The organism is Paenibacillus sp. MCAF9 (assembly GCF_052114265.1).
Taxonomy (GTDB): domain Bacteria; phylum Bacillota; class Bacilli; order Paenibacillales; family Paenibacillaceae; genus Pristimantibacillus.
The window spans coordinates 191,998-203,121 of record NZ_JBFREL010000010.1 but is presented as its reverse complement, the minus strand read 5'-3'; the positions used below and the strand labels follow the sequence as shown (position 1 = coordinate 203,121).

Annotated in this window: 9 protein-coding genes; 7 read left to right on the top strand and 2 right to left on the bottom strand. The window is 45.4% G+C overall.

The genetic code is table 11. The annotated features are described in order from the left end of the window. Nucleotides 1-179 precede the first annotated feature (179 nt). From AB4Z45_RS18235 to AB4Z45_RS18225, 3 genes are all read left to right on the top strand, one after another. The gene (locus AB4Z45_RS18235; protein WP_441910634.1) at nucleotides 180-1,208 is read left to right on the top strand and encodes a methionine ABC transporter ATP-binding protein; all 1,029 of its coding nucleotides are present in this window, start codon (nucleotides 180-182) and stop codon (nucleotides 1,206-1,208) included. Next, nucleotides 1,198-1,872, top strand: a complete 675-nt coding sequence (locus AB4Z45_RS18230) for a methionine ABC transporter permease (protein WP_441910633.1) — start codon at nucleotides 1,198-1,200, stop codon at nucleotides 1,870-1,872. The genes AB4Z45_RS18235 and AB4Z45_RS18230 overlap by 11 nt, the downstream gene beginning before the upstream one ends. A 226-nt stretch (nucleotides 1,873-2,098) precedes the next feature. Continuing rightward, on the top strand, nucleotides 2,099-3,088 hold the full coding sequence (locus AB4Z45_RS18225; RefSeq protein ID WP_076268552.1) for a cache domain-containing protein: 990 nt from the start codon (nucleotides 2,099-2,101) through the stop codon (nucleotides 3,086-3,088). On the opposite strand, the gene AB4Z45_RS18220 is transcribed toward AB4Z45_RS18225, so the two are convergent. Then, nucleotides 3,076-4,863, bottom strand: coding sequence for a sensor histidine kinase (locus AB4Z45_RS18220; protein ID WP_076268551.1), 1,788 nt, complete (start codon nucleotides 4,861-4,863; stop codon nucleotides 3,076-3,078). The two genes, AB4Z45_RS18225 and AB4Z45_RS18220, sit on opposite strands and share 13 nt — an antisense overlap. Further along, entirely contained in the window at nucleotides 4,844-6,100 is a 1,257-nt protein-coding gene (locus AB4Z45_RS18215; protein WP_441910632.1) for a response regulator transcription factor, read from the bottom strand. The genes AB4Z45_RS18220 and AB4Z45_RS18215 overlap by 20 nt, the downstream gene beginning before the upstream one ends. Nucleotides 6,101-6,417: 317 nt before the next feature. Between AB4Z45_RS18215 and AB4Z45_RS18210 the strand changes: the two genes are divergently transcribed. The 4 genes from AB4Z45_RS18210 (at nucleotide 6,418) to AB4Z45_RS18195 (ending at nucleotide 11,099) form a co-directional block, all read left to right on the top strand. Then, nucleotides 6,418-7,347, top strand: a complete 930-nt coding sequence (locus tag AB4Z45_RS18210; protein ID WP_441881097.1) for a carbohydrate ABC transporter permease — start codon at nucleotides 6,418-6,420, stop codon at nucleotides 7,345-7,347. 11 nt (nucleotides 7,348-7,358) lie between these two features. After that, nucleotides 7,359-8,243, top strand: coding sequence for a carbohydrate ABC transporter permease (locus tag AB4Z45_RS18205; RefSeq protein WP_441881096.1), 885 nt, complete (start codon nucleotides 7,359-7,361; stop codon nucleotides 8,241-8,243). A gap of 150 nt (nucleotides 8,244-8,393) precedes the next feature. Then, the gene (locus AB4Z45_RS18200; protein WP_441910631.1) at nucleotides 8,394-9,857 is read left to right on the top strand and encodes an ABC transporter substrate-binding protein; all 1,464 of its coding nucleotides are present in this window, start codon (nucleotides 8,394-8,396) and stop codon (nucleotides 9,855-9,857) included. Between the two features lie 132 nt (nucleotides 9,858-9,989). Then, nucleotides 9,990-11,099 (top strand): hypothetical protein, encoded by a 1,110-nt coding sequence (locus AB4Z45_RS18195; RefSeq protein WP_441910630.1) that lies wholly within the window; start codon nucleotides 9,990-9,992, stop codon nucleotides 11,097-11,099. Nucleotides 11,100-11,124: the final 25 nt, after the last annotated feature.

The following is an 11,124-nucleotide window of genomic DNA, read 5'->3' as shown; positions in this document are numbered from 1 at the left end:
CTGATGAAGAAAGCAACCATAGACCAAAAGAAAAAAATAGCCGTACAGGAATAGACCACCCTGTACGGCTATTTTTCATATTTTGCAATATTTCTGTTCAAAGCGAGCTATCCCTTCAGTGAGCTTAACGCTTTTGGGACAGCCCCTTTTTAACATTTTAGCAGAGGCGGGGTTGTACAGTGATCTGGATCGAAAATGTCAGCAAAACGTATCAACAGGGCAAACAGAACATCCATGCGATTAAGGACGCGAATCTGCATATTCGTAAAGGGGAAATTTTCGGCATTATCGGCTACAGCGGAGCAGGCAAAAGCACGCTTCTGCGCTGCATCAACTATTTGGAGCGGCCGACTGCTGGCAGTATACGTATAAACAACACGGATCTGGCATCGCTTAGCGAGCAGGAGCTGCGCATTATGCGGCGGAAAATCGGAATGATTTTTCAAAACTTCAACTTGCTTATGTCGAGTACCGTCTATGAGAATATAGCCTCTCCGCTCGTGCTTGCAGGTGCTCCAAAGAAACAAATTGAAGCAAGGGTAAGTGAGCTTCTGAAGCTTGTGGATCTTGAGGATAAACGTGACAGCTACCCCGCTCAATTGTCTGGAGGACAGAAGCAGCGTGTGGCGATTGCAAGGGCGCTTGCCAACGAGCCGGAAATCTTGTTATGCGATGAAGCGACATCGGCGCTTGATCCGCAGACGACCGATTCGATCCTGCATTTGCTGCTCGACATTCATCGTTCCTATGGAATTACGATTGTGCTTATCACCCATGAGATGTATGTGTTGAAAAAGATATGTGATCGAGCAGCCGTTATGGAGAGCGGCATCATTGTAGAGCAGGGCTCTATTTTGGAGCTGTTTACGAAACCGCAAACGGATACGACCAAAAAATTTACGAAAAGCGTGTTTGATGCGGATTTGCCGCAGGAGCTGCTTAACAAAGCTAACCACCCCGCAGAGCCAAAACATCTGCTTCGCATCTCCTTCATTGGGGAAACGGTAAGCGAGCCTATACTCGCAGATTTGACGCTGCGCTATCAGCTTCGGCCAAGCATTTTGTACGGGAATATAACGAAAATTAAAGATACCGTGTTTGGTTTTCTCTTAATTAGTTTGCCGGGCGAATCGACTGCCATAGAAGAAGGAATTGCATACATGGTACAAAACGGAATGCAGGTGGAGGTGCTTAAGCATGCTGGATAGCTTCTTCAGAAGCCTCGCCGAGAACCATGATCTATACACAGAAGCGCTAGGGGAAACGGCGGCGATGGTTGTCTATTCCTTGTTTTTCTCCACTATTATTGGCTTGTTTCTGGGCATTTGCCTAGTCGTGCTGCGCCCAAATCATATTTATGAGAACAAGGTGCTCTATCATCTGTTAAACACAGTCATCAATGTGCTGCGGTCTGTCCCGTTCATCATTATTTTAATAGCGATCATTCCCATTACGAAATGGATTGTGCATACGACAATCGGAGTGAGGGGAGCAATCGTTCCGCTTGTCTTTTATACTGCGCCTTATATTGCGAGGCTTATCGAATCGGCTTTGCTGGAGGTGAATCCCGGTGTTATTGAAGCATTTCAAGCGATGGGAGCCTCGCGCCGGCAAATCATTTGGCGGGTTATTTTGAAGGAAGCAAGACCTGGGATCGTGCTTGGTTTAACCATCGCAACGATTGGATTAATCGGCGCAACAGCGATGGCGGGTGTACTTGGCGCAGGCGGTTTAGGCGATGTGGCGATTAGATACGGCTACCAGCGCTGGGAGCCCGACGTGATGTACGTTTGTGTCATTATTCTTATTTTACTCGTACAGCTGATGCAGTCAGCGGGCAATCGCATATCGAAGAAGCTGCGCAAGCACTAGTTGAAACGTTATAGCGGCCTGCCCGCATTCTGCGAATGAACTCCTGAGATAATCGGGAGTTTTTTTTCGTTTATCCTTCGATCCTGCGATTGCAAACCATTTCGCAGCTTTAACGGCTTTTTTATAAGCAGCTTGTATGGTACTATCGATGGGCAATAAAAGAAAGCGCTTCATTATAGCTTGCGTTAAAATAGAAATAAGGACAACTGGGGAACGAGGGGATACGGTGTTCAGATCGCTTGATAAGAAAATGAAAATTATTTTGCTATCGGTCATTGTTTTATATGTGATCTTATCCAGCATGCTCGTATTTCGGACCATGGAGAACAAAAGCTCGGAAATGCAGCGTCAGCTTTCCCTTCAATATACAGGCCAGCAGCACAAAAACGCCCAGCTGTTTATGAAATGGATGGAGGAAATGGCTAGTTTGGTGACAAACAATACAGCCGTTCATGCTTCCCTCACAAGCAGCGAATATGACAATACCATTCCGCCGATATTGGACGGCATGATTTCATCCAACCTCTATATTTTAGATATGGTGATGTACGGGAATAGCGGCAGCGTGTACGCATCAAGCAACGTATCAGCGATACGCTCGTTCCAAGAGACTCAGAAGCTTCCCGAATATACGAAGTTTTTAAGCTCAGATTTAACGTCCGAATGGATTGTACAAGCTTCGAGCTCGCTCGTGTACAAGAACACAGATCCACGCAGAAAGCTGGTTTATGTGGCCAAAATCATCGATACAAATGAGAAGATAACGGGCCTGCTTCTCATGAATGTGGATTTGAAAAAGATGAGCAGCTTCTATCATGCCGACGATCCTGAATTGTATGGCCGTCATCCTACCTATATTATTACGCATGATCATGCGATTTTGAATGCAAATGGCTTGCAGGAAGAGCCTAACGATGTGATTTGGGAAACGCTGCAGGAGGATACACAAGAAGAAGCAAATGAGGAAATGACGATCAATCAGACGGAAGAGGGCATTGTTTTGTTATATCGCTTGTATCATTCCGATGATCGAATCGCGATTCTAATCTCAGGCGAGCCGATCAAAAGCGAACTCCGACTGCTAAGAAATACGCTGATCGGAGTTGGCGCTTTTATTTTGGCACTATTTTTTATACTGATTAAGCGGCTGTCTCGCAGCATTCTAGATCCATTAAAGGATTTGTACAAAAAAATGCGCAGACATCATGAGATTTGATCTAGGCTGAGGCGAATCCGAATAAGGGCAGTCGTTCCTTTTCCGGGTTCGCTCGTTATCGTGAGTCCCGATTCCTTGCCGTATTCGAGCTTAATCCTCTCGTCAACGTTTCTCAGGCCGTAACCGCTTTGAAACAACACATTTTTGTCGGTGCTTTGAATGTTGGATTTGCTTTTAAACCCTACCCCGTCATCCTTAATTTCAAAATACAGATAGGTTTCGTCTCGCCAGCTCTTAACCTCGACTAATCCTTTTCCTTGTTTCTCACTCATGCCATGTTTAATGGCGTTCTCCACTAATGGCTGAAGAATAAGCTTCAAGATGCGAATTTTCCGAAGCGGCTCCGGAATATCGTAGGTGACATCATATTTGTCTGGAAAACGCATCAGCTCAACGGTTACAAAGCTTTTTACCAGCCGAATCTCTTCCTCAACGGGTATATGCTTGTCCCCTTTATGAAGGCTGATTCGGAAGAAGGTTGCTAACGCAGAGATCATTCTCTCGATTTCAGGTTGTTTTTTCAGCCTGGCCGTCCAAGTGATCGCATCGAGCGTATTGTACAAAAAATGCGGATTGATTTGCGATTGCAAAGCGGTTAGCTCCATCACTCGCTGCTTTTCCTTTTCCTCATTGTTCTCATGAATGAGGTTGTTAATTCGGTCGATCATCGTGTAATAGCTGTTTTCCAGCTCACTGATTTCGTCGCTCGGCTTGTTTCGATCATTCATAAGCTGCAGCCCGGACTTTCCTATCGCACCCAGCTTCTTTGTCAAATTGAAAACAGGTTCGGTAATTTTGGACGCCAAATAAAAAGATAGAGCTAAGAGACCAACAAAAACGAGCAAAGCGAAATACAGCGCATTGCGGTTTCCTTCCGTAATCGCAGCAAACAATTGTGGCCGCGATACAACGGAAACAAGCTTCCAGCTGACGCCGAATCGGTTCAGGCGGTCGCTCAGCGGATACGTGCTCAAAACATAGTTTTCATGCCCCGATGATACGTTTCGATAACCTGCCGTTTCGCCGGGATGGAACGAATCCGATTCCAGAAGAGTATTGCCGACCACCCGTTTATCGGGATGTGATATCACTTCATTAGTGACCGAGGCGATATAGGAATAGCCTAACCCCTCAAACGCTGGCTTATAAAGATTAAACAGCGAAGATTCCTTCACATAGACGAGTATTGTTCCAATGTTTTGGCCTGTATTGAAATTGCGATATTTTTGTCCGAAAACGATATAGGCGTCACCTTTAGCGTTATGCTTCACCTTACCGATAACAGGTAAAATAGACTCCTCGATTTTGGATAGCAGCAGGTCATCCGGATCTTCAAAAATTTCTGTATCGGCGACATATCGGTAACGGGTGCCTTCATTTGTAATGATCACCACGTCGCCGATCAGCTCGTTTTTGGCGACGATGCCTTCCATCAGCGAACGAATACGCGTTTTTTTCTCATCCTCTGCAATGGACAAGTCGCCGATTAGGCGGTAAATGTCTGTATTGACGAGGAAACGGAGCGAAAGCATTTGGATATCATCGACGATCAGCTCTAAGCTGAGTCCGATCTCTTTTTGAATATTGCCAATGTGATTGTACAAATTGTTTTTGAGATACGTGTGCGCGTAAATGTTGAACACACCCAGCATCAAAGTGAGATGCAGCGTCAATCCGGCGATGATGACAAAGACGATTCGGGTTCTAATGTTCATTTTACGCAAAATAGAGGACGACTTGTCGCTGCGATCCTGCTTATTGTTGATATTTGGCATATTCGCTAGGAGACATCCCGGTCATTTTGCGGAAAATTTGGCTAAAATATTTGGAATCGCCGAAGCCGACATGCAGACCGACCTCATAAACGCGGTAGGAGGAGTAGCGCAGCAAACGCTTAGCCTCATCGATGCGATATTCCGTCAGGCACTCATAAAACGTTTTGTTCAGATCCTTCCTAAACAAATGCATCAGATGAGTTGGGCTGACATGAACCTTCTCGGCAACCATGTCGGCTGTAATGTTATCTGCAAAATGAAGTCTAATATAGGCGAGCGCGTCCCGAACCTCGCGTCTTGAGCCTGAACGTTCATTTTCTGATTCGAATAAAACGCCGCCTAATCCAGAGATGGATTTGCGTGCCGCCTCGCGTGCTTTCACAAAAGCAGTGTGTATGCCCGCATAGCGGTCAGCTGCTTCAGTGAAGCCTACCGTCAATTGGAAGCCGGCGGAGTCTTTTATTTCTTTAATGACAGCGTAACCAAAAGTGTACATGGTGGATGCGAAATCGGTGATCGGCAGGCTCGAAGCCGCGATGACTGTCCATTCTGTCGGTGCACTTTGCAAAACAGCTATAGTACTCACTGAATGGTTGTTTAAGATCTGGCGAATTTGCTGTTCAATTGCCGACCATTTGGATTGATCAACAAAATCTATCGCTGTAACGGTGTCTGGAATGATAGAGATTACAGCAGCAATCAGTTTATCCTCAGGCGCAATCGCGATACTCAGCCAATCATATTTCTCCTGAATCAATGTGGTGTCAGAGAGTCGCCCGTAAAATAAATCAAGCCAAAATTGCGAGGAGATGGCGTTCTCTTCTTTTTTATATTTTTGAAATTGCATGCGGTTTGCTCGTTTTTCAATCGTTTGCCGCCCAATTTGCTGGACCGTTTCTGCCAGCTCATCGATATTTACCGGCTTAAGCAGATAACTGGCTGCGCCATGGCGAAGCGCCTCCTGGGCGTATTGAAATTCATCGTATCCACTGAGCACAATAACGCCGCAATGCAGATTATGCTCTTTTATTTTCTCCAAAAACTCCAGCCCGTTCATATAAGGCATACGCACATCAGTCACAATGACATCGGGCTGATGAAGCAGTGCGAGCTCCAGCCCTTCCACGCCATTGCTTGCATCTCCAATAATCTCTACCCCATATTCGGCCCAATCGATGGTCTCGCGGATTCCTGTGCGAACTAAATATTCGTCGTCGACGATAAGCGCTTTCAACATGGTGTCCGACTCCCCCATAACCCATTGTTGTCGATCCATTTTATTATAATCTATCGTCCTTATTTCGTCAGTGCCATGGAAGGTTCCGACAGAATAATCCACCCTTTCGCAGGATAACAACCTACTGGCAAATCTTTTTACTGTGCTGCCATGAGCTAAAGCAGCGATTGCCATGAAGAAGGGAGAACAACGTTAGCAGCAATCGGCGCTTATAATTCACACCATGTCAAACCATTTCGCAGGGTTGAAGGATGTCGCTCTTCGCAAGGAAGCGTTATCATTTTAATTAAATACATCATTTAGGAAAGGAAGCCAACATGAGCGTAAACGCCGGTACACCCACGTATACTCCTAAGCAGAAAAAATCGACTTTTTTTATGTATTGGATGAAGGAATGGTCCTCGTGGCTTTTAATTATTCCCACGCTGCTTTTTTTCTTTTTCTTTTCATGGCAGCCGTTATTGTCAGGCATTTGGTTATCCTTTTTTAAGACAAAGGGATTTAAAGCGGAATCATTTATCGGGCTGCAAAATTATATCGATGTCATCACCAATTCGGTATTCCAGCAAACCTTGATCAATACGTTTATGTACGTTTTTTGGTCTCTTGTTATTGGATTTGTCATTCCGATCGTCGTTGCTGTCATGATTAATGAAATGCGGCATTGGAGCTCTTTTTTCCGGTTTTCGGCTTTTTTTCCAAGCATGATTCCGGGAATTGCAGCATCGATGCTGTGGATGTTCCTCTTTGAGCCGAGCGAGAACGGTTTGGTCAATAAAATAATCGGCATGGTCGGCATTCATCCGCAGGGGTGGCTGCAGGACCCAAGCTTGACGATTATTACGATCGTGCTCACGATCACATGGAGAAGCTTCGGGGCAACAACGCTGCTATTTCTAGCCAGTTTGCAGGGTGTGAATAGTGAGCTGTACGAGGCGGCTTCAATTGATGGCGCAGGCATATGGCGAAAATTTTGGAACATTACGCTACCGCAAATTTCACCTTTAATCGGCTTAACGCTGATTTTGCAAATTAGCGGCGTTTTCCAAATTTTCAATGAGCCTCTCGTTTTGACAGAGGGCGGACCTAATAATTCGTCTATGACTCTGCAGCTGCAAAGCTACTTCTATGCCTTCCGATATTTCGAGGCGGGCCATTCGGTGGCACTCGGCGTCATTACCTTTATGATTTTGATGGTTATGACCGTCTACTATTTCAAATTGCAGAAAAAATGGGACAAGGAGTAAGGAGTGAGTAAATGAAAACGGCTAAGTCATCAGGAATTATTGGGGATCTGGAATACAAAATACCTAAAGTTAAAATTATGTATTGGCTATTTTTTGCGATCATGACGATCATTTCACTCGTATGCCTTCTGCCTCCTGTCTGGGTTATTTTGTCCAGCTTCAAGGATGTGAAGGAGTTTTACGAAATTCCGCCTACCATTATTCCACGGTCGTTTCACATCGAGAAGCTTTGGGACACATGGAATGAGTTCAAGTTTATGCGTTATTATGTGAATACGTCCTATGTGACAATCGGAACGCTTGTATTTACAGTGTTGTTTAATGGATTGGCAGGTTACTTTTTCTCCAAGCTGAAGCCAAAAGGAAGCGCCTTTTTCTTTTTGCTCATTCTTTGGACAGTGCTGCTGCCGAGTACAGTCGGAATTGTTCCTTTGTTCGGCAATATTGTCGATTTTCCACTGTTCCATATTAACTTTACGAATACGTATTGGCCTTTATGGTTTTTGGCGGCGGTCAATCCCGTAGTCATTCTTATTTTCAAAAACTTTTTCGACACGATTCCAGCTTCCTTGGTCGAATCTGCCCATATTGACGGAGCTTCCAAGCTAAGTATTTTTTTGCGGATTATTTTGCCTTTGAGTGGACCCGTGCTCATCACGATCTCGATCTTAACGATCAACGGCGTATGGAATGACTTTTTCTGGCCGTATATGATTTTGAAAGACCAGTCGCAGTGGACGGTCATCGTCGCTATTTTCAACTTAAAAGCTACGCTGCCTGCGGATATCCAGTTCCTTGGCTTAACGTTTGCCATCGTTCCGCCGGTTCTACTATTTCTAGTCTTCCAGCGCTATATTATGCAGGGCTATTCGATTGCCGGAAGCATCAAAGGTTAAGGAAGCGCGCAGAATATTAAACGGTTTCGCAGATTTGTGCCCTACTGAATGCGATAATGAGTGTGATAGCATTTAGTTGCCGGCAAAATAAGAAAGCGCTTCAAAAGCTCGTAAAGTCATCATTCCAAATAGAAGGCTGGGGGATTGCAAATGAATTTGAAAAAAAGGAACACTTGGCAGCTTACGTTTATAATGTTGTGCGTGTTTGTCCTCGTTATCGCAGGCTGCGGCAAAAATAGCGGCAATAACGCTGTGGAGCCGACGGCAAGCAGCAACAGCGGCGAAAATAATCCAGCGACGGAAGCGCCTTCCGAAGCGGAACCTACAACGATCAAGGTCAGCAATTGGCCGAAGCCGAATGAGGAAGCTCAGGTCAAAATTTACGCCGATTATGTGGCCAAAATGAAAGAGAAATATCCGCTTATTACAGTGGATAAGGATGAATGGGGCTATGATGTAAGCTCGTTCCTTCCGAAAGCGGCAAGCGGTGAGCTTCCTACCGTGTATGAAACCTTTTTTACTGAAGCAGACAAAATTATCAAGGCTAATTATGCCGCTGATATTACGGATATTATGACTAAAAATGAGTTTGACAAAGCGCTTAACCCGGATTTGCTCAAGCTGGTGCAAAAAGACGGCAAATATTACGGCATTCCAAAAGACGGTTACGTGATGGGCCTTATGTACAACGTAAACCTGTTCAAGCAAGCCGGCCTTGTAGATGACAAAGGGGTGCCGAATTTCCCGAAAACCTATGAGGAGCTTGCGCAAACCGCTAAAACGATCAAAGAGAAAACAGGAAAGTCCGGCTTTTTCTTCCCAACCAAAAACAATCAAGGCGGCTGGATGTTCATGAATATCGCATGGGCATATGGCGCTGATTTTGAACAGCAGGTAGATGGCAAATGGAAAGCTGTATTTAATTCCCCAGAGGCTGCTGAAGCGCTTCAGTACGTAAAGGATTTGAAATGGAAATATGACGTGCTTCCTGCAAACAATCTAGTTGATGTAGGTACTGATTTATTCCAAATGTTCGGAACAGAGCAAGTGGCGATGAGCTTTGGCATATCCGATTGGGGTAATGCAATTGTTCAAAACATGAAAATGCCAAAGGATAATCTGGCTATGTCTGCACTGCCGACAGGACCAAAAGGAAATGCGACGCTTCTAGGCGGCGGACTGTACATGTTTGCGCCGGATGCAACGCCTGAGCAATTGGATTCAGCCTTCAAATGGCTGGATGTGAAGGGCTTCTCGCCGCAAACGAGTGAAGAGTCGCTGCTTGGACTTGAAACGCAATCCAAAACAGCTAACGAGCAAGGTTTAATCGTGGGCCCGCACGGACTTCGCGTATGGGTGAACGAGGATCGTATTAAAGCAGAGCAAGCAATTCTTGATAAATACACCAATGTAAATATGGATATGTTCAATGATTACATGACGAATGGTTCGGTTGGTCTTCGCCCCGAGGTGCCAGTCAATGCGCAAGAGCTTTACAAAACGCTTGATGTGGCTATCCAAGCTGTATTAACGAACAAGAATGCAGATCCGAAAGCACTGCTTGAGAAAGCGGCTGCCGATTTCCAAAAGGACTATCTCGATAAAGTGCAATAAGCATCGGAAGTTTTCGGTGAACTCTAAATCCCCAAGGGCAGTCAGCCTTGGGGATTTACAATCAATAGGGCAGCGGCGGAGCCTCTGCGAATGGCAAAGGACACCATGTGGTGTGGAAGGAGAATGGATGTCGTGAGGAAGCAGAAGGATATGGCGATAAAGGGGCTGCGTGCGAAACAAAAGCAGTTTTTCATTTTGTTTTTATTGATAACGCTTACAGCAGTTTTCTTCTTGGTCGGCGCTTCGCAAAAACGATCGAGCATGGCTTCCGAGCCCTTAATCGTTAACGGCCATGCAGCTTCAGCAGAACAATTCGGAATGTATTTAGGGCTGAAAAAAGCGCTCGTAGCTGATTATTTCAAGCAAACCTACGGAGCTGAATATACGGATCAGTTCTGGACGACTTCCTACTCCGGCGAATTGCCTTTGCAGAGGTTAATCGAGGAAGCTAAAGCGGAGCTGACGAAAACGATAGCTTTGCAGCAGCTGGCGAAGAAGAGTGGGATTGCTGTGGATGGCAGCTACGAATCGTTTCTTAGCGGGATGGAAGCTGAGAATAGCAGGCGCAGCAAGGCTGCAGCAGACGGTGAAATCGTATATGGACCCACTTCCTTCGAAATCGAAGCGTATTACAGCTATTACATGAGCAATTTGGAAAGCGCGACACTTGAAGCAATGCAAAAAAGCGGCAAGCTCTCTGTTCCAGATGACAAAGTAAAACAGGCATATGAAACGGATAAGCAGACGAAGTATTCGCTCCCGGGGTATGTAAAGCTTAAATGGGCGGTGCTGCCTTATGGAGAAGGAGCCGCTTTGCGTAATAAGAACGAGGCTCTCCGCGTTATGGAACAGTTGAAAAAAGCAGCTGTAGACCAAGCAAGCTTCATCGATTCTGCCAAGCAGCTTGCGATAGAGGTGATGGATGCAAGCTTAACGAGTGCAACTCGTCGTACCGCGGCTCTAGAGAGTCCAATAGCGGTGCAGCAAGCAGAGCGAATCCAGGCAGATCAATTGAGCGATATTTTCGAAGAGAACGGGGAGCTGCATCTACTGTATTGCATTTCTAAAGGAAAGCCCATTCTCCAATCCTATGAGAAAGTGAAAGACGCGATCGCAAGCCAGTTGTTGTCTGAACAATTTCGCGAAATCTCTCAGCAGGAATCAACACTAGCGATGGTTGAATGGGATAACGAGCGTGCAGCACGCCTTGCACGAAGCTGGTTAGGCATAACGAAATTATAGCTTTTCACTAATAAATGAATTTCTA